30 protein-coding genes and 1 pseudogene are annotated in these 23291 nt (G+C 39.4%); 26 read left to right on the top strand and 5 right to left on the bottom strand.

Going from position 1 to position 23291, the window contains the following annotated elements; all coding sequences use genetic code 11:
• The 7 genes and pseudogenes from T515_RS09015 to T515_RS17600 all read left to right on the top strand — a co-directional run.
• Nucleotides 1-349, top strand: a pseudogene (locus T515_RS09015) (radical SAM mobile pair protein B); the annotation flags it as partial.
• Nucleotides 350-853: 504 nt separating this feature from the next.
• Entirely contained in the window at nucleotides 854-1165 is a 312-nt protein-coding gene (locus T515_RS09010; protein ID WP_036609997.1) for a TfoX/Sxy family protein, read from the top strand.
• Between the two features lie 48 nt (nucleotides 1166-1213).
• Nucleotides 1214-1552 (top strand): GNAT family N-acetyltransferase, encoded by a 339-nt coding sequence (locus T515_RS09005; protein WP_081832751.1) that lies wholly within the window; start codon nucleotides 1214-1216, stop codon nucleotides 1550-1552.
• A 176-nt stretch (nucleotides 1553-1728) separates the two neighbouring features.
• Entirely contained in the window at nucleotides 1729-2520 is a 792-nt protein-coding gene (locus T515_RS09000) for a DAPG hydrolase family protein (RefSeq protein WP_036609995.1), read from the top strand.
• Nucleotides 2521-2953: 433 nt separating this feature from the next.
• A complete protein-coding gene (locus T515_RS17370) occupies nucleotides 2954-3115 on the top strand; it encodes a hypothetical protein (RefSeq protein ID WP_155988340.1) in 162 nt (53 codons plus the stop codon).
• Entirely contained in the window at nucleotides 3102-3653 is a 552-nt protein-coding gene (locus tag T515_RS08995) for a GNAT family N-acetyltransferase (protein ID WP_036609993.1), read from the top strand. The genes T515_RS17370 and T515_RS08995 overlap by 14 nt, the downstream gene beginning before the upstream one ends.
• Before the next feature lie 14 nt (nucleotides 3654-3667).
• Entirely contained in the window at nucleotides 3668-4036 is a 369-nt protein-coding gene (locus tag T515_RS17600; protein WP_442950149.1) for a hypothetical protein, read from the top strand.
• Between the two features lie 74 nt (nucleotides 4037-4110).
• Here the strand turns inward: T515_RS17600 and T515_RS08985 are convergent, their stop codons facing one another.
• Nucleotides 4111-5097 (bottom strand): WYL domain-containing protein, encoded by a 987-nt coding sequence (locus tag T515_RS08985; protein WP_036609990.1) that lies wholly within the window; start codon nucleotides 5095-5097, stop codon nucleotides 4111-4113.
• A gap of 361 nt (nucleotides 5098-5458) precedes the next feature.
• Here T515_RS08985 and T515_RS08980 point away from each other — a divergent pair, with 361 nt between their 5' ends.
• The 14 genes from T515_RS08980 to T515_RS08915 all read left to right on the top strand — a co-directional run bounded on the left by T515_RS08980 (nucleotide 5459) and on the right by T515_RS08915 (nucleotide 14771).
• Nucleotides 5459-6925, top strand: coding sequence for a DUF2828 family protein (locus T515_RS08980; RefSeq protein WP_036609988.1), 1467 nt, complete (start codon nucleotides 5459-5461; stop codon nucleotides 6923-6925).
• 51 nt (nucleotides 6926-6976) lie between these two features.
• The gene (locus tag T515_RS08975; RefSeq protein WP_036609985.1) at nucleotides 6977-8194 is read left to right on the top strand and encodes an RNA-splicing ligase RtcB; all 1218 of its coding nucleotides are present in this window, start codon (nucleotides 6977-6979) and stop codon (nucleotides 8192-8194) included.
• A gap of 285 nt (nucleotides 8195-8479) precedes the next feature.
• On the top strand, nucleotides 8480-8938 hold the full coding sequence (locus T515_RS08970) for a hypothetical protein (RefSeq protein WP_036609984.1): 459 nt from the start codon (nucleotides 8480-8482) through the stop codon (nucleotides 8936-8938).
• A 6-nt stretch (nucleotides 8939-8944) separates the two neighbouring features.
• On the top strand, nucleotides 8945-9442 hold the full coding sequence (locus T515_RS08965) for a GNAT family N-acetyltransferase (protein WP_036609981.1): 498 nt from the start codon (nucleotides 8945-8947) through the stop codon (nucleotides 9440-9442).
• A gap of 10 nt (nucleotides 9443-9452) precedes the next feature.
• Nucleotides 9453-9752, top strand: coding sequence for a hypothetical protein (locus T515_RS08960; RefSeq protein ID WP_197026416.1), 300 nt, complete (start codon nucleotides 9453-9455; stop codon nucleotides 9750-9752).
• Nucleotides 9733-10137, top strand: coding sequence for a hypothetical protein (locus T515_RS08955; protein WP_036609980.1), 405 nt, complete (start codon nucleotides 9733-9735; stop codon nucleotides 10135-10137). Before T515_RS08960 ends, T515_RS08955 begins: the two co-directional genes overlap by 20 nt.
• Nucleotides 10138-10168: 31 nt before the next feature.
• Complete coding sequence (locus T515_RS08950; protein WP_051671591.1) at nucleotides 10169-10513, top strand: class I SAM-dependent methyltransferase; 345 nt, start codon at nucleotides 10169-10171, stop codon at nucleotides 10511-10513.
• Nucleotides 10514-10631: 118 nt separating this feature from the next.
• Complete coding sequence (locus tag T515_RS08945; protein ID WP_036609978.1) at nucleotides 10632-11027, top strand: hypothetical protein; 396 nt, start codon at nucleotides 10632-10634, stop codon at nucleotides 11025-11027.
• Between the two features lie 308 nt (nucleotides 11028-11335).
• The gene (locus T515_RS08940) at nucleotides 11336-11758 is read left to right on the top strand and encodes a hypothetical protein (RefSeq protein WP_036609976.1); all 423 of its coding nucleotides are present in this window, start codon (nucleotides 11336-11338) and stop codon (nucleotides 11756-11758) included.
• 70 nt (nucleotides 11759-11828) lie between these two features.
• A complete protein-coding gene (gene yaaA / locus T515_RS08935; protein ID WP_036609974.1) occupies nucleotides 11829-12575 on the top strand; it encodes a peroxide stress protein YaaA in 747 nt (248 codons plus the stop codon).
• Between the two features lie 108 nt (nucleotides 12576-12683).
• Nucleotides 12684-13169, top strand: coding sequence for a DUF6465 family protein (locus T515_RS08930; RefSeq protein ID WP_036609972.1), 486 nt, complete (start codon nucleotides 12684-12686; stop codon nucleotides 13167-13169).
• A gap of 201 nt (nucleotides 13170-13370) precedes the next feature.
• Complete coding sequence (locus tag T515_RS08925; RefSeq protein ID WP_036609969.1) at nucleotides 13371-13688, top strand: glutaredoxin; 318 nt, start codon at nucleotides 13371-13373, stop codon at nucleotides 13686-13688.
• 11 nt (nucleotides 13689-13699) lie between these two features.
• Nucleotides 13700-14137 (top strand): flavodoxin, encoded by a 438-nt coding sequence (locus T515_RS08920; protein WP_036610050.1) that lies wholly within the window; start codon nucleotides 13700-13702, stop codon nucleotides 14135-14137.
• Between the two features lie 25 nt (nucleotides 14138-14162).
• Nucleotides 14163-14771 (top strand): GDSL-type esterase/lipase family protein, encoded by a 609-nt coding sequence (locus T515_RS08915; RefSeq protein ID WP_197026415.1) that lies wholly within the window; start codon nucleotides 14163-14165, stop codon nucleotides 14769-14771.
• A 96-nt stretch (nucleotides 14772-14867) separates the two neighbouring features.
• Here T515_RS08915 and T515_RS08910 read toward each other — a convergent pair whose 3' ends face one another.
• From T515_RS08910 to T515_RS08895, 4 genes are all read right to left on the bottom strand, one after another.
• Nucleotides 14868-15125, bottom strand: a complete 258-nt coding sequence (locus T515_RS08910; protein ID WP_036609967.1) for a hypothetical protein — start codon at nucleotides 15123-15125, stop codon at nucleotides 14868-14870.
• Between the two features lie 35 nt (nucleotides 15126-15160).
• Entirely contained in the window at nucleotides 15161-16564 is a 1404-nt protein-coding gene (locus T515_RS08905; protein ID WP_036609966.1) for a Y-family DNA polymerase, read from the bottom strand.
• Between the two features lie 281 nt (nucleotides 16565-16845).
• Nucleotides 16846-17472 (bottom strand): SOS response-associated peptidase, encoded by a 627-nt coding sequence (locus tag T515_RS08900; protein WP_036609965.1) that lies wholly within the window; start codon nucleotides 17470-17472, stop codon nucleotides 16846-16848.
• A gap of 86 nt (nucleotides 17473-17558) precedes the next feature.
• The gene (locus tag T515_RS08895; RefSeq protein ID WP_036609964.1) at nucleotides 17559-18260 is read right to left on the bottom strand and encodes an XRE family transcriptional regulator; all 702 of its coding nucleotides are present in this window, start codon (nucleotides 18258-18260) and stop codon (nucleotides 17559-17561) included.
• Nucleotides 18261-18528: 268 nt separating this feature from the next.
• Here T515_RS08895 and T515_RS08890 point away from each other — a divergent pair, with 268 nt between their 5' ends.
• From T515_RS08890 to T515_RS08870, 5 genes are all read left to right on the top strand, one after another.
• Nucleotides 18529-19296 carry a hypothetical protein gene (locus tag T515_RS08890; RefSeq protein WP_036609962.1) on the top strand — a complete coding sequence of 256 codons (768 nt, stop codon included), beginning with the start codon at nucleotides 18529-18531 and terminating at the stop codon, nucleotides 19294-19296.
• Nucleotides 19297-19438: 142 nt separating this feature from the next.
• Nucleotides 19439-20026 carry an HD domain-containing protein gene (locus T515_RS08885; protein WP_036609961.1) on the top strand — a complete coding sequence of 196 codons (588 nt, stop codon included), beginning with the start codon at nucleotides 19439-19441 and terminating at the stop codon, nucleotides 20024-20026.
• Between the two features lie 370 nt (nucleotides 20027-20396).
• Complete coding sequence (locus T515_RS08880) at nucleotides 20397-22289, top strand: leucine-rich repeat domain-containing protein (protein ID WP_081832750.1); 1893 nt, start codon at nucleotides 20397-20399, stop codon at nucleotides 22287-22289.
• Between the two features lie 101 nt (nucleotides 22290-22390).
• On the top strand, nucleotides 22391-22711 hold the full coding sequence (locus tag T515_RS08875) for a zinc ribbon domain-containing protein (protein WP_036609957.1): 321 nt from the start codon (nucleotides 22391-22393) through the stop codon (nucleotides 22709-22711).
• 12 nt (nucleotides 22712-22723) lie between these two features.
• A complete protein-coding gene (locus tag T515_RS08870; RefSeq protein WP_036609955.1) occupies nucleotides 22724-23290 on the top strand; it encodes an NAD(P)H-dependent oxidoreductase in 567 nt (188 codons plus the stop codon).
• Nucleotide 23291 lies beyond the last annotated feature (1 nt).

Raw genomic sequence — 23291 nt, 5'->3', positions numbered from 1 at the left:
AGAAGCAATCATAGACAGGACAAAAGATCAGTGTGACCTTGTATGGCTTGAGAATCTGAATCTTCGCGGAGGTTTTAAGGCAGATATCATGAAATACATTTCCGATAAACATCCGGATCTGGTGCCGTTGTATGACGAAATCTATAACAAAAAGAACCGCAGCTATTTTGAAGCGCTGGAAAAGAAAGCAGAAGAGCTGGCTAAAAAGTATGATTGCAGGTTTGTTGATAATGAAACTCCGTATGAGAGAGTAGAGAAAGGACATCCAACAATCGTAGATTACTTTTACCACGAAGAAGTAAGAGGAACTGCCAATAGTGGAAAGAGAAATGTAATACATAATCCTTGATGGAAGAATAAACCGGAAGTTAATCGCACAACTTTAGATTTATGAGGGAGCAATCAGACTGGTTGCTTCTTTTTTTTGATTACATATTTATTAAAGATATAAGTCAATATCAGTTTGTGATTGTACCAAGGATTGTAGTATGATTATTTGCATATGTAATCGATAAATCGGCAGTTTGTAGGTGAGGATTAGGAGCATTTGTGGTCATCAAAGATAAAAAAGAAAAAGATAAGATTAAAAATAAGTTGTCAGAAACAGATAGGAAATAAGATTTAGAGAGATATTACAGTGAAGATCTCTTTTGAAAAGATATATACAAGCTATTAGGCAAGAGCAGTAAAGACTGCTCAAATAGTAGATGAGCATTTTCATTCAGGGTATGAAGTAGTACAAACTGCTTGAGAATGGAGGAATAAAAATAAGCGGAGAGGCTACTTTGGTGGCTATCTCAGAAATTGTCGTTGATTTTTAACTTTTCAGGATAAATAGGTAAGGGGTTAACAGATGGCATCGAGTAAAGATTATCTGGATTACATATTGGAGCAACTGTCGGAGCTTAATGATATAACTCATCGTACGATGATGGGTGAATATGTCCTTTATTATCGAGGCAAGGTATTTGGCGGTATCTATGATGACCGCTTTCTGGTGAAGCCTACAAAAACTGCTATAGCTATGATGCCTGATGCGGAGCTGGAACTTCCGTATGAAGGAGCAAAAGAAATGATCCTTGTTGATGATGTTGATAACAGGGAGTTTTTGAGGGAACTCGTAGAGGCGATGTATGAGGACTTACCGGCGCCGAAGAAAAAATGACCTCCAGTTTTATAGATGATGACAAATCGTGTTTTGTGAGGAAAAACAATGGTTGAAATTAAAGGTATAAACAAGACGCATATTAAAGAATATGGCGAAATATATGCGAAGGCTTTTTCTGGAGAGCCATGGAACGATCCGTGGAAGGTAGAAGATGCTGTAATTCATGTTGAAGAACTTCTCGAATCAAGACAGTCTTATGGGCTTGAATGCTTGATGGATAATAAAGTAGTCGGGTTTATTCTTGGTACTTCTATGCTTTTTCATTACGGACGGACATTTGAAATTAACGATCTTGCAGTAGATCCGGCTTATCAACGACGAGGTATCGCAAAGCAGTTATTGGAGCGATGCCTTGCTGATATTAAAGATCAAGGTATGGTGTAAGTCCTTTTAGGTATTTGTTTTTGTGGTGAATTCATTATACCTCATTTGAAAGAGACTTATGCCTATTTTTTTGTCTTAAGTATAGAGTTTTCAAGGTACATCACACCTTTTTGGTGTGGGATGTTTGAGTAACTAACTTTAAAGGTGGTCTTTATATTATTTGAAAGGTGGCATATATGAGGAAAGTAGGAGTATCAAAAGAAGAGCTAACACTATCGTACTTTAAGTATTATGAGAAAGAATTAGCAGAGATTCCACAAAAGAAAATAGATATTTTAAATGCCGGAGCTTCTGAGCGATCAATTGTTCCATTAGGGGAGCGAAATTCTTATTTGAGCGGTAAGGACAGTGATTATTGTCAGATTGGTTATGGAACAAACCCGGATGGAATGGGTTTCGTTTGTAATGAGACCTATATGTCCGGAGTTGCTCCTGAAATGCTTGACTGGTGGTTTCCTTGGCATAGTGTAGGTTCTGATTTAAGATATAAAATTTGGGATCCTGAAGATCATTATTTTGCAAGAGCTGATAGAGCTGATTATGTGGTTGACCCTTCAGTTCCGATTAATCAAAAAACATGGAATGTAAGTCATTACATCTTGGAAGATACAGGTTTTGGTCCGGATTTCATTAAACTCAACTTTAAAAGACCAAGAGACTTTGGATATGATGAATCTTTGATCGGAACCGAAAAATGTGCATCTATGGTATGTGCCATTGGAGAAGGGAATTGTGCAGCTGCTATGACTCACAAATGGTATCCACACAAGGATGGTGTAATGCTATGTTCAAGATTTTGGATTGGAGTAAAAATGTCCGAAAGTGGCAAGCTTATAAAAGGTTTGCCTGACGGTATTAGCGTTCCTGAACAGGTTTCAAAGAATCTTTATGCCCATAATATAAAAGAATTTACTAACTTAGCTTCTTTCCTTCCACAATTGTATTACGATAATAAAGATAATTTCTAACCCCCAAAATTGTCAGTAGGGGGTTAAAGAGTTCTCTACTGACACAATGTAAAAAGCAAGTAGAAACATACATGGACAGCATTAAAAAAAGGAATGATTGATGTTCTGGAGGTGTAAAGAAGTTTTTAGAAAGCTTAATGCACTTGCGCATGAACTCTATAACACATATTTTTACTGTAAAAACAAACAAAATTATTATAATATTGTATAGGTGTATATTACTGTTTTGTAGATTTTATTTAAAATGAACAAAACCTTACAGAGCCAGTAATAGCAGGGGGTATGGGTCAAAAAAATTATGTTTAAAATTTTTTGGTTTTATTTTTAAAATTCTTTAGAGCTGCCTGTAATAATTGCAGGCGGCTTTTTTTGAAGATGGAGATCGTTATGACCAATGGTAAAGTAGGTGTGATCACAGGCGGTGCTCACGGGATTGGAAAAGCTGGAATGTGATTGTGAGTGGTACTATCGTGGAACAATGACAAGGGATGGAAATCCACGTCATCCGTCATACATTAAGAGCGGAGATGAGTATAAGTGGTTTCCTGTGTGTGATTATGCGGCTAATTGGAGATATGCGGATGTCTATTTCTGATAATGTTAGGATACGTAAAGCAAATAAATCTGACCTTGATGCAGTGGTGAATATTTATGATGAAATCCATAAGACAGAGGAAGAAGGGATAATATCTGTTGGATGGATCAGGGGAATATATCCTGTAAAAGAAACGGCGGAAGAGGCTTTGAAAAGAGAGGACCTTTTTATTATTGAAAAGGACGGTATTGTGCTTGGCTCAGGTATAATAAATAAAATCCAGGTGGACGTATATAAGAAAACTAAATGGGAGCATGAGGCGGAAGACGATAAAGTATGTGTATTCCACACGCTCGCCATATCTCCCATGGCTGGAAAGCAAGGACTGGGGAAAGAGTTTATAAAGTTCTATGAAAACTATGCATTGGAAAACGGCTGCTCAGAACTTCGGATAGATACTAACGAACGAAATATGGCAGCACGAAAAATGTACAGTAAACTTGGTTATAAAGAGGTTGCCATTGTGCCTACAGTTTTTAATGGTATACCTGATGTTAATCTTGTTCTGCTGGAGAAATACTTAGGGCAAAACGCGTAAGGAAAAAGGATAGTATGAACATTAGAAAAGCTGTAAAAGAAGATCTTAACAGGATAATGGGAATATATGCTTATGCCAGAAAATTTATGTCAGAGCGAGGAAAAGTATTTGGCGGAATCTATGATGACCGTTTCCTGGTGAAGAATACAAAATCAGCAAAATCAATGATGCCGGATGCTGATATGGTACTTCCATACAAAGGTGCAAAGGAAATGATTCTTGTAGATGAGGTTGAAAACAAGGAGTTTCTTCATATATTGGTTGATGCCATGTATCAGGTTATGAGCGAAAAACCTGTACACTGGCTACGGGTATGGACGGTTTTGTCAGATGTACTCCGATTGAATATTACTTACAGAGAGAATCATACATCAGAATCCTGAGGATGAAATTATGAATAATATATACTTGATAGTTATCAATGCAGCAGCATTTCTGATGTATGGCTTTGACTTGTTTAATCATTATAAGCCTTAACGGCCAAGCTGTAGTATTTTTTCAAACGTTCCCTTAATGACTTTGGCTCAAGAACTATGGCATCACGTCCGAAGCGTTTAAAGTATTCCTCAAGCTGCAATTCGGACCAGTCGAAGTAATACAGATCTCCTTCTTTCTTAAGCAGGTCCGGACGGTTTTTTGTAACGACCTTGAACTTTCGGATTCCAAATGAATTCATTTTCACTATGGCCTGTACGGTTTTAGATACAGACTGAGGACTCCTGAGGGCCCTGTCCTGTAATTCTTTGTATAGAGCATCATCAAAAATAAAATCAGCGGATGTGACAAAAATGCTGGTAAGCCTGGATATTCTGAAGGTTCTTGGGATGTGGGCTCTGACGTCGTTGCATATCAGATAATTACATTGTTCTTCCTTCGAAGGAGCAATAAAATATGGCTCAACCGTAAAAGTGGTATTCTTTTCGGATGTTGTGGTTGAAAAGGTAATGATCCTTTTTTCAGAAATAGCGGTTGTAATAGCCTTTTGTATATCTTTAAAAATGATAATCTCTCTATTGCTTCGAGGTATAGACAGATATGAAACAAACATATCTTTTAAGTATCCGGAGAGGGAAGAGTCCTTTAGTAAATTATTCTCGATGATTCCTATAATGTCATAGGATTCTCCGCTTACAGTCAATGTAATGGCTGTGCTCTTTTCTGCTTTTTCAAAATCCCCTTTTAGATAGGTATTAACTATTCTGTCAGCAAGTTTCTCAGAGTCTTTGTCAGATATAGATATTATGTTGGAAATATCCTGACGTATGCTGTTTAGGAGTTTTTCTTTTTCATTCCTGTATTGGTCAAAGTAATTTACTATCAGTATCTTCAGGAAGGCATTCAGATTAACAGAGCCATCTTTCTTATAGAATTCAAAAAGTTCTGCATCATTAGTGAGTCTGGTTTTTATATCTTCGGATAGATATATTTTATATTTTTCAGTCATGGTCCACCTCTTATATGGGGTCGTGATATACCACAATAATAATGTAAATAAGACGTAATAACAAGATTATCAGGGGTTGCAAATAAAGAAAAATCCGAAGGTATCAATCTCCATTATTATGCATTACTATATATACATAAAGACACACACAGCAATTACAGAGCTTAATGGTCAGCACCGGATCACCTGGTCCGGACTGGGTTCAAATCCCGAATATCCGTAAAGGATAGGTGTCTTGATGTGGTGAACTATAAAGGTGCATACAGCAACTATTTATTTAAAGATTATATTTAGAAAAATACAAACCATAAAACCGGAACGGTTCCAAAGCACCTTGTCTTTAAATCAGGAGGTAGAGGATATGTTGAACTTTTTGAAAAAAGAAAACAAGACTTACACAGAGAATGGCGCAATAACATATAGAACAACAAAATCCGACTGCCTGGATCTTTTTGCGACCATAGGTGCACTCAGAACTGCATCGGATGAAGCTATAATAGATAGCTTTATAAAGGCATATGCTGAAGATGCTGATCTTGCCATGAAGACACTGTTCTTTGCAAGAGACATCAGGGGCGGACTTGGGGAGAGAAGAGTTTTCAAGGTAATACTTGCATATCTTGCATCTGCCGAGACTGAATCTGTAAAAAAGAATATTGTAAATGTGGCAGAATATGGCCGCTATGATGATCTTCTTGCACTTATAGATACTCCGATAGAGAACGAAGTGATGTCATATATAGAAAAGACATTACATGAAGATATTGATGCTTTGTCTGAGTATGGATCAGATGCCAATGTTTCTCTTCTTGCAAAGTGGCTTCCATCAGTCAATACCAGCAATAAGGAGACAGTGAGAAAGGCTAAGAAGATAGCAAAATACCTGAGAATGTCTGAGGCCGAGTACAGAAAGGTATTATCTTCGTTAAGAACTCAGATAAAGATCATTGAGAATAACCTGAGGGAAAAAGATTACACCTTTGACTATGAGAAGCAGTCGTCAAAAGCATTGTACAAATATAGAAGAGCATTTCTGAGAAATGACGGGGAAAGATATAAAGCATTTATAACAAAGGCTGAAACTGATCCGGAAGTGTTACATACTTCAGCGCTGACACCGTATGATGTGATAGCTCCGGTTATTTCAAGAAAGACATTAACAGAGGATGAAAGAAGGGCTATGAATGTCACATGGAATGCTCTTGAAAACTATGCAGGGGCTGAAAATTCTCTTGTGGTGGTTGATGGTTCTGCATCGATGTACTGGGGATCTAATCCATTACCGGCAGCCGTAGCACAGTCCCTGGGTGTCTACTTTGCTGAGAAGAATACCGGGGATTTCCATAATCATTTTATAACATTCTCCCGTAATCCAAGACTCATTGAGATCAAGGGCAGGGATATAGTGGAAAAGATCCGTTACTGCATGAGCTTTAATGAGTGCAGCAATACAGACATTGAAAAAACATTTATGTTGATTTTGAGAACAGCTGTAAGCAATAAACTTACACAGGCTGACATGCCGGAGAAACTGTACATCATATCTGATATGGAATTTGACTTCTGTGAGGGAAATACTCATAAAACGAACTTTGAGAATGCAAAGGCAGAATTCAAAAAATACGGGTACAGACTGCCCCAGGTGGTTTTCTGGAATGTAAACAGCCGTAACCGTCAGCAGCCGGTAACGATGAATGATCAGGGGACAGTACTTGTATCAGGATGTAATCCACAGATTTTTTCAATGTTAAAAGACGGTAATCTGGAACCATATAAGTTTATGATGAGTGTCCTTTCATCAGCACGATACGAAAGGATCGTTGCGTAATGAGAACAGGTCCGGAGGACGAAAAAACTTCCGGATCTGAGAGGAAAAAGCATGAATACAATAGAGATAAAAGGAAAAGTAAATACAGCTGTCTGCTATGCAAAGGTAGTGGAGGAAGAGGCGATAGAGCAAATACGAAGAATGTGTGATTTTCCAATGACAGAGGGCTCCAAAATAAGAATCATGCCTGACGTTCATTCCGGAAAAGGCTGTACCATAGGAACCACAATGACTATCGCTGATAAGGTGGTTCCGAATGTTGTGGGCGTAGACATTGGATGCGGAATGTTTACAGTGGATCTTGGCAAACAGGATATAGATCTCGCTAAGTTTGACGAAGCAGCACATTACATTCCTTCCGGCAGGGATGTCTGGGAGGGAAGAACAGAGCGTTTTGACCTTACAGGACTTAAGTGTCATAGAGATCTTAAAGAGACAAAAAGACTTGAGAAATCCCTTGGGACATTAGGCGGTGGTAATCATTTTATAGAGATAGACAGAGCTTCAAACGGAAACAATTACATGGTCATACATTCAGGCTCCAGAAATCTCGGAAAGCAGATCGCAGAGTTATATCAGACTCTGGCAGTTGATCTTGCCAAGGGAATAGGAGATTATCTTTCAGCAAGGGAGGAACTTATAAGAACATACAAAGAGCAGGGAAAAAGATCTGAGATACAGACAGCGCTGAAGGAACTCTATGACAAGAAATATATCGAGCATTCATCATCCATGCCGGAGGATCTTTGCTACTTGTCAGGAAAATATCTGGAGGATTATCTTCATGATATTGAAATCTGCCAGAAGTTTGCAAAAAGAAACCGTGAAAAGATGGCAGAGATAATACTTGACAGGACAGGTCTTTCAGGGGGTGAGTCTTTTCATACCATCCATAATTATATAGATACGGATGAGATGATACTGAGAAAAGGTTCCATCGCTGCACATAAGGGTGAGAAGGTACTTATTCCAATAAACATGCGTGATGGTTCAATACTTGCTGTAGGAAAAGGAAACCCGGAGTGGAACTTTTCTGCGCCCCACGGTGCGGGAAGAATAATGTCCAGGACAGTGGCGAAAAACAATCTTTCCATAGCGGAATATAAAGAAGCCATGAAAGATGTCTACACTACTTCAGTAAATGAGTCCACTATTGATGAGGCACCGATGGCATATAAGTCTTTAACGGACATAATTGATGTCATTGCAGAATCTGTAGATGTTATTGAGGTCATGAAGCCGGTTTATAATTTTAAGGCTTCAACATGAAAACAATTTTGGAATTATTTGCAACCAGACTATGCCCATAATAATACATATAATGCTTATAAAAAACCACCAGACACGGTGTATATAAGCATTATGATCATTAGTGTGTTTTTTTAAAGGGATATTCATTAAATGATAGCCATATCAGTCAATTTCGTTACTATTAACAGTTAAATAATGTTATGAAATAAGGCTCACTTTTGTGGGCTTTATTTTTGTGTGTGGAACAATTAGAATAATTCTATGAAACAAATCAGCAGTTATGACGATATGGGAGAGTATCTTATGAAGAGAACTATACTGACAATTACATTATGCATTGCTTTTACAGCTTTAACTATAGCTTGCGGAAATAATGTACCTAGACAGACGGAGCCGGTTACTACTGAAAAACAGATTGAGAGCTCTTCTGAAGAGCCTTCAACAGATATTTCAGAAACATTACGTAAAATTGAGACAGGTGATCAGGTATTATCAGCTATCAAAAATTACTGTTTTGCCAATAATCCGGAACTTGAGGATATGGTAAAATCCGGTGATTACACTATCTATTGGGAGATAGAATCATCTACAGATAACCAGGTTGTTGTGTTATTCAGGTCGTATACAGGTGCTGAGCTTCGTTACTATATTGATTCTGTTTCTGGAGATACATATGTCACAGAGTTTGTAAAGGGCATAACAGATGGAGAACAGCGCACGGAAGAGACTTTTAATGCGTGGGATTATGTAGATGAAAAGTGATGCGATATGAAGATCAGGAAAGCCGGAAAAGAAGATTTTAACAGGATAATGGTGATATATGCTCATGCAAGAAAATTTATGGCAGAGCACGGGAATCCAAATCAGTGGGGCCTCACTAACTGGCCGCCTGAAGAGCTTATTAAGAATGATATTGAGAATGAACTCAGTTATGTTTGCGTAAACAAATCAGAAACAGTAGTTGGTGTATTCTATTTTGATAAGGGAATCGATATTGAACCAGATTATATAGACATAGAGGACGGTGAGTGGATAGGAGACAATGAATACGGCGTGGTTCACAGGATTGCAGCAGATGGTTCGGAAAAAGGCATTGGCGCATTTTGTATAAACTGGGCTTTTGAGAAATGTGGGCATCTCAGGATAGATACCCATGGAGATAACATTGTGATGCAAAATCTGTTAAAAAAGCTTGGCTTCACCAGGTGTGGAACGATATATGTAAAGGAAGATGATTATCCGAGGATTGCTTTTGAAAAACTTTAAGGGAAAGCTGATGATCTATAGTAAAAAGATAATTCTGAAAAATGGAAAAGAGGCATTGCTTAGGAATGGTGATGAACCGGACGGCAGGGAAGTATATGATATTTACAATAAGACTCATGCCGAAACTGATTTCATGCTTGTTTATCCTGATGAAAACTGTTTTGACCCTGAAAGGGAGGCTAAGTTCCTTTCAGATAAGACAAATAGTCCTAATGAAATAGAGATTGTTGCCATTGTAGATGACAAGATCGTGGGGACTGGGGGTATTGAAGCAATAGGAGGAGCATATAATGCAAGAACCTCAGAATGAGCGGAAATCAGTGATTATGAATTTTTTATCGATGCTGATTTTCGGAACAATTGGGATTTTCAGAAGGCATATTCCGGTTTCATCAGCTTTTTTGTCATTTTCACGAGGACTCCTTGGGGGAATATTTATTCTGATCTTTATGATGCTTTTTCACAGGACTTCCAAAGACATAATAAAGGTTCATACTATAATTGGGCTTGTTGTTACGGGTGCCTTAATGGGAATGAAGTGGATGAAATCAGGAGGATTTCGGGCAAGGATTTTTGTTTTAGAGCATTCCCAGTTAAAAACTGGAATCAGGAGTTATCACCTTGGAAAGCTCCTGCAGTTTTTGGAAAAGAGGACTTTGGAGATGGTGCAAAGGAAACACTTGATGAAATACTAAAGGTGTTTACTGATAGGTAGAGGACTTTTCGATGTTTTGGGATAAGATTTCACCTATATATGATTTATTTGAGAACATTTATAATGGCAAAGTTTACTCAGGAACCGGAAAGAAGGTTTCGGAACTTATCGAGAATTCTGATGAAGTTTTGGAGTGTGCATGCGGGACCGGAGCAATAAGTATTTACATTGCCGGGAAGTGCAGGAAACTGACAGCAACAGATTTTGCTGAAGGAATGCTTCGCCAATACAGACATCGATTATTATGTTATAGACGGACGGATGCCCTGTGCCATAGCTGTGATTACGAAGAGGAACTGGCAGAGGCAAAGCAGGTAAATGCCACCTTATTGAACTTGGACAGACTTCGGAAGTAGCAATTGAAGAGTATCCTGTTATAACAGATGTGAAGGAAATGCTTGAATATGATTTCAAAGATGAAAAGGCAATATAAAATAGGGCACCTGTATTTCCATACTTAGTGAGAGGAGGATTATGGAATTCAAAAAAGGATGCGGCTGGAAAGCCTGCTATGATGAGGAAAGAAATCTCTATACTGCTGAACGTGGTGGTATAGGAGCTTATCATTTATATGAAATTACAAAAGAGATTTATGATCAGCTGGAAAATGGCGCAAATGATGACGATGTTTATAAGTTGATTACTGAAGGAAGGCATCTGTATATGGATGTGGATGATCGATGCGGACCACCTTATACAGTTGTATTTGATCACGATTACGAAAACTTATGTCCATGGGCCAAGGTAATCTCAAGCGGCAGAGTCTGGCCGGATGAATTGACTGATGCTGCGGTAGAGTTATTTGAATCTGAAAAAAATAATCGGGAGCAGCGGCGAAAGAGGAGAGAGAATCACTCATCAGAATCCTGAGGAATGTATTATTGCTGAGCGATAAATTCAAATATATATATAAGCTTTCAGTAGGGGACTTTTTAATGTTTTGGAATGTACTTACAGAGAGAATTACCAGGATTGACATACAAGTTTAGGTATCAGTTGAAGTCAAACAGCTAATAAAAATGGTATTCATACCGTAACATTAAACAAAGACCGATTGAAAACATCAATGAGGATATTTTCATTGTGGCTGCTCATAGTTGAGGATGAATGGCAGATTTTATGCTGAAAATGTCTGATGACGGATAGTATGTGAAAACTATTTTGTGAGGTTGGTTAATATGAAAAAAGTATTGAATGTTGTAGTAACAGTTCTGTCTATTGTGGCGCTGTGTCTGTCTGCTTTCTGTTTTACAAAGGTGATCCGAATGCCTGACCCGGTAAAGAAGGATCTACAGTATGTTCTTTATCTTGGCACTAATGATAAGGATACGGATGAGCCTGTGCTTCCGCCTGATGAGGCAAAGGAGCAACTGAAGAAGATCCTGATTCAACGGTTTGGTGGCTATACCATCACAGATGCCAATGGCGGCTGGATCGGTAATGATGGAACAGAATATCAGGAGTACACCCTTGTTATTTATTTGAGCGACACATCATTAGAAGAAGTCCATTCTCTTTGTGATGAGCTGATCGATGTTTATGATCAGAATACAGTACTGATACAGGCAAATGAAACAACGACGGAATTCTATTCAAAGTAACATAATGGATTGGTTAAAATAGAAAGAACGCTAAAATTTTAAGTTTGTATGACGAATTACTTTTTTAAAAATGAGAATCATTTTATCACCTGCTAAAAAAATGAATATTGATACAGATAAACTGGACTACAAAGATCTTCCGGTTTTTCTGGAACAGACTGAGGAAATCCTTTCTTGGCTCCGTGAGCATTCTCTGTTAGAACTCCAAAAAATCTGGGGCTGTAATGAGAAGTTAGCTGAGCTGAATTATGACCGTATCAGAGATATGGATTTACGCAGTGGCTTAACTCCGGCAATAATTTCATATGATGGTCTGGCATATCAGTACATGGCACCTGCAGTATTTGAAAAGAGCAGTATTGATTATGTACAGGAACATCTCAGGATTCTTTCAGGATTCTATGGTGTTCTTAAACCTTTCGACGGTGTAACACCATACAGGCTTGAGATGCAGGCAAAGATAGGTATTGGTGGACACAAGGATCTGTATGAACTATGGGGACATAGATTGTATGATGATGTATGTGACGGAACCGGTATTATCATTAATCTTGCCTCAAAGGAATATTCAAAGTGTATTGAGAAGTACCTGAAACCGGATGACACATTCATAACTGTAACTTTTGGCGAGACTGTAAATGGAAAGCTTGTGACAAAAGGTACATATGCAAAGATGGCAAGAGGTGAGATGGTAAGGTTCATGGCAGAGAACAGTATAGAAGAACCAAATGATATCAAGAACTTTGATCGTCTTGGATATGTATTTAGGGAGGATCTTTCCGCCAATAAGGAAATGGTATTTGAAAAAATGAAGTAAAAGAAAGATGATTATGAAATTAGTGTAAATACCATATAGAAATAAATTCCATATTGTTTATAATTAAAAAAGAAAAATTAATGTCTTATTTACGAAAGGGATATGAGTATGGAAAATGAAGACGTAAAGGTTGTAGAGCAGCCAAAAGTTGAAGAACCCAAAAATGAAGAGAAACCTGCATCAAAAACAACAGCTAAAAAAAGAGGACCTAAGCCTAAGACAGATGCTACTCCTAAGAAGAGAACTACAAGAGCAAAGAAGGATGCAGTTGTAGAGGCAAAGAAAGAAACTGCCACTGAAAAGAAAGCTACTGCAAAGCGTGGCCCTAAGAAGACTGCAGACAAGAATCCAAAGGCAGCTGTAACAGCAAAGAAGACTGCAACAGTTCCGGACTATAACTTCACAAGAACTGTATTTGAGTTCGATAAGAAGCAGTTCACAGAGGAGACAATTAACAAGAAAGTTCTGGAATACCTTGTTAAGCATCCGTACATTCATGCTGAAAAAATAGAGACATTTGTGAACCTGGAAGAGAAGAGAATTTACTTCACTGTTGACGGATTCGGTAATGCCGATTTCTCAGTGGATCTGTAAAACACATGCATACGAAGCGCTAATCACAGGTTAACGCTTCGTATTTTATTACTTCGAGGATAGACACCAAGATTGGTTTTCGGTAGATATATACTTCTGACTGCAGCTTCATTTATGCATTGATTTTTGATAATGAGCGGTTTATTATATATAAAGTTGTACACAATATAATGTGACTAAATATATTATCAGGAGGTAGTTATGTTAAAAGTATATGGAAGTGGAATGTGTCCTGACTGCATAGAGTTTAAGTACAATCTGGACAGAAACAAGATCGAATATGAAAACATTGATATTACACAGAGTCTCAAAGGTCTTAAAGAGTTTTTAAGATTACGTGATAAGGATGAAGCTTTTAATGCAGCTAAGGAAAAAGGATATATAGGTATTCCTTTGCTCATCACGGATGACGGCAAACTGTCTCTTGATTGGGAAAGTTATTTTACGGAACGAGGTATGTATGTTATTCATCCGGGAGAAACAGGAATGGCATGTACAGTTGATGGGAAAGGATGCTGAGAGAGGTATATATGAAGACATTAGTTACATATTTTAGCGCAGAGGGCACAACAGCAAAAGTGGCAAAGGAATTGGCAGAAAAGATCGAAGCAGATATTTTTGAGATAGTTCCTTCAGAAGCTTATTCAAAAGCAGATATAAGATGGGTGAATCCATTGGCCAGATGCAATCGTGAACAATTAGGTAACAAAGAAGTTCCTGTCAGCGGAAAGATCGATGGATTTGACAAGTATGATACCGTGTACATCGGATTTCCTATCTGGTACGGACAGGCACCAAGAGTAGTTCACACTTTCTGTAAGGGATATGACTGGTCCGGTAAGAACATTCATATATTTGCAACATCCGGTGGAAGTGGTATAGGAAAGACTGCGGAGAAACTTGCTCCATCTGTATCCGGAGGCAATATAGTCGATGCAAAAAGAGTTAACTCTGTTTCAGAAATATGACTCCGGTATTGAGGATGATATGATCATGAAAAATATGAAAATCCTGTATTTGTATGGTGATTCCAATACATACGGTTATAATCCATTGGCCTCTTGCTATGAAGATGGACGGCTGCCGGAAGAGAGTCGCTGGCCAACGATATTGCAGAAGAGTTTAAAAGAATCCATACAAATCCTAGAGGATGGCCAAAATGGCAGATGCCTGCCCGGATATGAGGCAGAGTTTAAACGTTTCCAAAAGGTTTTAGGAAGATTTGATAGGCTTGATTATTTTGCGGTAATGCTTGGCACAAATGATCTGTTGAATCAGTCATCACATGACTCTTTAGAAATCTCAAACCATATGGAATTGCTTCTCCAGGCTGTTAAAGCCATTCATGAAGAGTGCCTATGTATAGTCATTTCTCCTCCTAAGATGGGATTTCCCGCAGGACATCCCATGAACTCTTATCAGGAAGAAAACGTAAAGTTAGGTGCCCTTTACAGCGACGTTGCCGAGAAATATAAAGCAAGGTTTGTTGATGCCGGGAAATGGGATATCGATCTGTTCTCTGACGGAATTCATCTGACGGAAAAGGGAAACAGACAATTTGCCGGGCATATGGTGAGTGCATTAAAGAAAATGAAGATATGATAAAATCTTTTTCAGGTGAGTAATTAAACTTTACTATATGAATAAACGGATAAAAAGTATGGAAGTAGAGTGAGGGATTTTTCCGGAATATAGTAGTTATGGGAATTCTTCTATGGGTTCATATCCGTTATCGGAAAAATCATTCATGATATCCATTTCGGTTTTAAACAGTTCTCCGCTAAATCCTCTCAGGGCATCAAATGGGTTGAAGATCTTTGCCCGTTTTCCAAGATCCATGGAAGGGTGTTTAATGGAAAAACTGTCAGTAGGGTTATGTATAGGTTTTCCCTTATCATAGACACTCTGATATCTGAAAAAGGATCGAGATAAAGAGACATCAATATCGTTATTCATGGTGGTTCCTCCGGTTTCTTAACAGACCGGAGGAACTATGCTTTATGACCTCCGATCTGGTTATTTCGTTCTATTGTGGTAGCTCCGTCTAAAAGGTTCATGCCTTTCAGCATGGCGTTAGATCCGTATTTTGTTCTGACATCGAGAAGTGCTGCATGAATCTGCCGCTCTTTGTTCAAGACTTCATAATCCGTGAAAAGATCCATCTGGTACATCCCTCCATCATTTTTTACATCACATGCGCATACACCCAGCCTTCGGAACAGTATCCTGTGGTCACTCTTTTTTCTGACATCCTGCATAATGAGTTCCGTGACAAGTTTTGAGACATTGGTAGCGGTTCTAAAGTTTACAGTGCCGTTGGAGTGAGCCGGATGAAGTCTTCCGTACCAGTCAACAGAGAGCCTTCCGTCATAATAGGGGAAATATTCCAGACTCTTGTAGTCGTAGCTGATCCACCAGGTGAATTTCGAAGAGACAAGGTTCTTTTTGTACATGTCGCAGCACAGTATATCTATCATTTCCATAAGGACAACACAGGCCTCGTCGTATTTATACGGACGTGGAAGAACCTGCCCGTTGGACAGAGAATGACTGTCGCTTTTATAGTGCTTTATGTCATACATGGTGACAGGCTCTATCCCCCAGGCATGATCGATGAGGATCTCGGCATCGATGCCGAAGTTTTTGTAGAACCATTCTTCATCCCACTGGGAGCGTTCTGCTATATCTCCCATGGTGTACATATGATTTCTTTCAAGTCTTCCGGCTTTGCCCTGACCTATCTGCCAGAAATCTGTCAGAGGTCTGTGATCCCACAGAAGAAATTTATAAGAGTCTTCAGTGAGTTCAGCTATACGAACTCCGTTTTTGTCGGCAGGAGCTTTCTTTGCAACTATATCCATGGCTACCTTTGCAAGATACAGGTTTGTTCCGACCCCGACAGTGGCAGTGATACCGGTGTTCTTAAAGACATCCCTTATTATGGTCATGGCCATGGTATGAGCAGGAGATTTACCTGAGTCTGTCGCATCTTTTTTATAGAAATGCAGGTACGGGGTACAGTCAATAAAGCATTCATCAATGCTGTAAACATGTATGTCTTCAGCTGCGGCATACTTTAGGTAGATACCGTAAATTTTTGCTGAGATCTTTTCGTATTCTGCCATACGTGGTACGGCAGTAGTATAAAGGACACGGGTATGATGAAGCATCTCATATTTCCTGATGGCCTGCTTTGCTTCAAAGAGGCGAGGCCTGCTCGGAACACCTATAGCTTTAAGTGCCGGTGAGACAGCGAGACATATGGTCTGATCTGATCTGCTTTCATCTGCCACCAGTAGATTGGCTTTAAGCGGATCATATCCCCGAGCAACGCATTCCACTGATGCGTAGAAGCTCTTCATATCGATGGCGATATAGATATGTTTCGTTTCCATGACATCAGCTTAATGCATCAGGTAACAGAGCTTAATATATTTTATCAGCGGTATGTTTGCTTCGCCGGGCTTAGTCCGGTTGCTGTAGCAGAGGGTGCCGTCAAAGTCTACGGCAATGATTGAATAGTTCATGTATTTATCTCCGTCAGTACATATGTTCTATATAAAGAAATATAGCATGACCCGACAGAAACATCAACTAAAAATAGAATTAAAATCAATTAAGAAGATTTATATTAATGCTAAATAGAATCTGCATAAATTTAATTAGAATAAATCATTCATTCGCTGCATTTCTCAATTATCATGTCAGATAATGATTTTTGAATTATCTCACCGGGATTTGAACCCGGTGAGATCCATTCGTCTATCATGTTTTCAGGCAGAATGAGAGGCATCCGGTCATGAATCCCGGCAAGTTCAGGGGTCGGTTCTTTTGTGAGTATCACAAATACCGGATATCCGTTTTCTATACGATATAATCCACATAGCCATGTAACGGTAAGCCCTTTAGGCTGGATGGCGAATTTATCACCGGTTTTTACTTTGCCATCGGGACTTTTGAAGTGCTCCCACTCATAGTAGTATGAGGCCGGGATTATACATCTGTGGGATAGCCAGGCTTCTCGAAATGTTGGCTTTTGTCCTGCTGTTTCAACGCGCGCATTAAAAAGAGTTCTTTTATTATCTCTGGCAGTAAAACCCCATTGCATGGGAAATACTGCTCTTGATCCTTTAGAATCAGGAGCAATAACAGGGACTATATCTGTAGGACTGACTTCACCATGGGTTATCAGAGGTCTTGCATGGGTATCGATGAATTTTTGCGTGAGACGTGATCTCGATACGACATCTATAATTCCTTTTATTTCCGGAAGGTCTTTTTCTATTGCATATCTGGTACACATGGCAGTTCCTCGGATTTCTAAAGAAAGTTGAAGAGAGTGATGTGGGAGAATGGTGAGTTGTGTGACACTCACATCGTCAGCATGTCTTATTTAACAGCGAGTCTTCCGAATATCCTGAAGGTGCTGTATTCACTGACAGGTATAGGTTTATACTTTGGGTTTAAGGATACCAGGAATATTCCGGAATTCTTTTTGACAAATTTTTTAAAATAGGTAAGTCCGTCAAGGAAGAACAGTCCCAGATCACCGGACTCGAGAGTGTCTGTCTGCTCTATCCATATAAGCTGTTCATTTTTAAATCCCGGTTCCATGCTGTCACCATCGAGATATACACCGAAGGAAGCTTTCTTTGGGACCGGGTCAAAAATCTCCAGTTCTTCAAAATTCTCATCATCAAGGAAATTACCTGTTCCGGCTGAAGCTGATGTAAGAGCTATCTTCATCTTACGGCCTTCAAGAGGAAGAATCTCAGCACTTCTTTTTCCGTATTTTTCAGAACCTTCCAGGAGTTCGATGTATTCGCATGCTTTTAAGATCCCTTCATCATTCAGGTGTCTGAATGGATCGATGGGATTTTCTCCGATGAATTCTGAGTAGATATCATGGATTTCAAGAATCTGACAGAGAGCCAGAAGCTGGGAAGCGGTGGGGGTGTTCGTTCCTTTTTCCCATGAACTTACGGCAGCATTACCTACATGGATGTCATATTTCAGGAGCTCTTTAGATAAATCTATCTGAGATATCCCTTTCTTTTTTCTGTGTTGTGAGATGACCTGTCCGATATTCATGGTATTATCCTCATTTCTGTTCATATTAACTACAACAGTTTTATGGGTCTGTATTGTATTGAATATATCATGGTTCAATAAAAACATCAATCTATAGTGGAAATTGTGAAAAAATGCCGGAGAAACTGAATGTAAAATAGAATCAGTATGCATTATAATTTGATCACTGAGATGTATATGTATATCGAGTGAAATGTAAAAGATGTGGTATGATAAAAGAAATGCAGAATGTTGCAAATCATAATTTATATAACGTGCGAAGTAATACATGAAGAAAAGAATTAATAGTAGAGAATTTAAAGAATTTAAAGATTCCATACAAAGAGATCTAAACTCAAATGAATATCCCTTTATTGTAACTATTCGAAAAAACAGAATTGTTGCCGGTTGGAAGCTGCAGCAAATCCCGGAAGGATCTGACAGCAGAGGAAACGGTTCTTTTTCTGTGACATATGTACTTGGCAGAGACAAAACGTTTTGTGGTGGAGAGACCTGGCTTTATAGGGATTCTTATAAGCCACCCATGTCCACGGAGACCAGAACTGTTTTTTCGCTCTCTGCAGCGAAGAATTTGCGCTGGAGAAAAAGAGTCGATCATAAGGATTGGGCTAATATCGGATTTGATGAGGACAAGCTTCTTTCTATCATTGAACATTATCTGAAGGATCACGGTTTTGAATATCGTCCGGGGATATGGAATCACAGACTCTTGGACTGGGAAGAAGGACGTCAGTTTCGTTTTGCAGGAATTCTCTTTTTATTAGTAGGCATTTTTTTACTAATGGGATTTTTGAATAGCTCAATGATCAGTGATTTTTTGCGATTGGATGCATTTTTCGCAGGAGCTATCCTTCTTATTTTGTGTGCAATAATGCTTCCGTTGATCCTTATCATAATCGGAGCCCTTTTGTCTCTGATCGGTTTTGGAAAAATGGAATTCTATGACCTGAGACCGGATGTGGGCGTTAAGCTGGTTTTAGGTATCATTATAGCAGGCTGGTTATTGGTATTCGCGCTGGTTTCCCTTTCACGTTAGACAAAATGATTGATTTATTGGCGGATATATACTTTAGACAGGGCTACAGAAATGTCATGGACAGAAATGCTTTGAATACACTATCATTGATAAAAACATTTGATGACTATATCATTGGAACATATAAAAGGGGGATAAATCGATGGATGAACGTTTAAAAAAACAGCTTGATTTTACTTTGGAAATCGATAAGGAAAAGAATATTTTCCGACAGACCAGCCTGTCAGGAAATGGTCGAAAAGAAAATGATGCAGAACATGCCTGGCATATGGCTCTCATGGCATATCTGCTGAAAGAGTACTCTAATGAACCTATTGACATAGCAAAGACCATGATTATGTGCCTTATCCACGATGTTGTGGAAATAGATGCAGGTGATACCTACGCTTATGATGAAGAAGGTCTCAAGACTCAGAAGGAGAGGGAAGATAAGGCTAAGGAACGAATATTTTCTATTCTGCCCGAAGACCAGAAAAAGGAACTTATTTCATTATTTGACGAGTTTGAAGCCTATGAAACACCGGAGTCACGATTTGCTCATGCCATGGATAATCTGCAGCCTCTGCTACTAAATGAAAGTAATGATGGCGGAGATTGGAGAGAACATAAGGCTACAGCTGATAAGGTTTATGGTCGGCAGAGAAAAACAAAGCTTGGTTCAGTAAAGCTTTATGAAGAAGTAACCGATAAAATATTGCAGAAGAATATAAAGAAGGGGAATATTCTATAGATTACGATGAGCGGATTATGACATATGGAAGTCTTCCATATACAAAAAGTACCCCAGCTCGATGATGGTGTACTGCCTTAGGGCAGCATATCATCATCGAGCCGGGGGTTTTTATAAGTTACCTTTGATTTCAAACATAATATCTCCTTTATGAACAATAAAAATTAGTTTTATTTTACTGCGTTGTGCAAATGTGTCAATAAAGGGTTATGTTTAATGCCGCCGTTTGTCTTTATTTTTGCCCTTAAAGTTATCTTCAGGTGATATAATAAATTTGTATTGTTGATTATGTACAGTTTCTGAAGGCCCGGAGAATGATATCAAAGTGAATTTTAATGATGTTTCTTGAAAAAGAAAGGAACGATGACTGATGAAACGATTATTGGTTATTATGCTGGGGATTGTGATCATGTTTGGAATATTGGGATGCGGATCGAATGACGAAGGTGGTGAAAAAACCAAAGGTATTACAGGTACCTGCGGTGAGAATATAACCTGGACTTACGATAAATCAACGAAGACTCTCACTGTTTCGGGCACCGGAGAAATGGTGGCGGAGAAATTCATGTGGTCGGATTTTAAGATCAATAATCTGATCATCGGCGAGGGTATTACCTCCATTGCGAATAATGCCTTTTATTCAAACCATAATCTGAAGGGTAAACTTGTGCTGCCTGATACCCTGAAAACCATAGGAGATTTCGCGTTTTACGGCTGTGAAGAGCTGACCGGCGTGCTTACGATCCCGGATTCGGTGGAGAAAGTGGGAGGCTATGCATTCACACGCTGCAAGGGCTTTACCGGTATAAGACTGTCGAAGTCTTTGAAGGAGATCGGACCGGAAGCATTCTCGGACTTTGAAAATGCGGAAGGTACTCTGGAACTGCCTGAAGGCCTCGAAACCATCGGAAGATGCGCGTTTATAAGTGCCGGGAAAATAAAAGGTGATCTTATCATTCCCGATTCCGTGACTTCTATGGGAGACTGGGCTTTCAGCCAATGCGGTTTTGACGGAAAATTGAAGCTGCCGTCCTCGATTGAAAAGATTGAGTATGCCTGCTTTAACGGTTGTGAGAACTTCAGTGGTGATCTTGTTATTCCCGACAGTGTTAAGGATATCGATTACCATGCGTTCTTAGGCTGCGGCTTTGACGGAACATTAACTCTGCCCAAGGGTCTCGAACATATCGGAAACGGCGGATTATCCTATTGCAGAAAGCTCACCGGAGCTGTGGTGCTTCCGGACAGCCTGAAGCTGATGGAGAACAATGCGTTTGAAGGCGATGAGTGTATCACATCTTTGAAGCTTCCGGCAGGAATCAAATATATCTGCTCCGGCACATTCCGTGGCTGTAAGAGTCTTACAGGGGAACTTGAGCTGCCTGATTCGCTGCTTGTAATCGGCGACCATGCTTTCGGAGCTACAGCATTTACCGGTTCCTTAAAGCTTCCTTCTGGACTTATCTCAATCGGTAATTCAGCATTTATGAGCTGCAAGGGATTTACTTCCATAGCCGGATTCCCTGAAACACTTACACATATCAAGGATGGCGCATTTTCTTCATGTGAGGGGCTTACGGGAGAACTGGTATTCCCGGATGGTCTTAATTATGTTGGGAAATACGCATTTACCGGATGTACCGGCATTACCGGGGTTACCTTCGGAAGCGGCATAAGCAGTATCGGACCAAATGCTTTCGTTAATTGCTCCGGACTTAAGTCTGCTGAGTTTACCGGAGCTGTAGCCGATTACTACGGACAGGATGAGAAAAATCCAAGCTTCCCTGAGGGGTGCAGTGTCAATGCTCCTGCATCAGCTGTTAAGCGTGCGGAAATCTGGAAGAAAAATGCCTCGAAGTCCATACCCGGAAAAGAAAGCAGCTCATCAAACAATGATGGAGCTGCAAGGGAGGAGCCGTATTACTGGACACAGTCTCTTACAGGAGATGATTATGTCGGCGAAGGACGACTTGCTGACGTTGTATTGTATTTTGATGACGATGTGTTAAGTGTGAGAATAAATGGACGCGAACTTCTTACCACAAATTATGAGGCCGACAGGAACGCAGGAATAGAAGAACGCATAGTAAATACAAATGGATTCTTCTGCCGTGATGGCTGGATCGAGTCTCTTTCCTACGATGGCGGTTTTTACAGTGATGATATCCTGACTGCTACTCTGGTCAAAGACGACGGATCAACAGAAATAGTACATTTCCATACAGGTTCTGAAGAAAGCCTGTATATCGGATTTGATGAATAAATGTTGCTTGATATGGAATATAAAATAGCCTGTTAGAGTCTGCATCTGTGTGAAAGAAATACAGTGCGAAAAATACGGGATTATAGATTAGGAGGATGGAGATGGAAGAAAACTTTAATTACGAAGAAGCGATGGCGAAGTTAAATGCTGCAAAGGCTCTTACACCTGAACAACTTGCAAAAAAGCTTGAGGAAGCACAAAGAGTGGCTCAGGAAACATTGGCCAAAATGACACCTGAAGAGCGTAAACGCGCTGAGGAAGAAGCACAGAAAATGATCCGGGAGGATGAACAGAAACGTAAAGCTCTCCTTGAATCAGCTCAACAGGTTTTGGGCACACGTACTCCTAAGTTCTGTCCGTATTGCGGAACTCCAAACAGCGGAAGCAATTTCTGCCCGAATTGCGGCGGAGCACTTAAATAAAAGGAGTGCAGGATGGTTTTATTCGTAAATGCATGTGTACGTGGTGAATCAAGGACAAAACATCTTGCTGAGACTTTGCTTGAAATGATTGCGGATAATTATGAAGAAATCAGATTGGAAGATGTGAAGTTTCCTAAGACAGATGAAGCATTTCTTAAAAACAGGGATAATCTGATGGCGGAAGAGAGATTTGATGATGAATCATTCGCTATGGCAAGACAATTTGCAGCTGCTGATACTATAGTTATAGCTGCTCCTTACTGGGATCTGTCTTTTCCGGCATCCCTTAAACAGTACATAGAGCATATCAATGTTCTGGGGGTTACATTTGAGTATACAACTGAAGGAGTTCCCAAAGGACTTTGCAAAGCAGATAAACTATATTACATCATGACTGCCGGGGGCAATTATGTTCCTGAGGAGTTCGGATTTGGATATATTAAGGCTCTTGCACAGAATTTCTACGGTATCAGTGAGGTGGAACTGATAAAAGCAACCGGACTTGATATATACGGAGCTGATGTTAATAACATTTTGAGCGCTGAAATAAAAAGAATACAAAATTTGATAAAGCGGTAAG

The organism is Oribacterium sp. P6A1, from assembly GCF_000702885.1.
In the GTDB taxonomy this organism is placed as follows: Bacteria; Bacillota; Clostridia; order Lachnospirales; family Lachnospiraceae; genus Oribacterium.
This window is presented reverse-complemented; position numbering and strand designations above follow the sequence as displayed.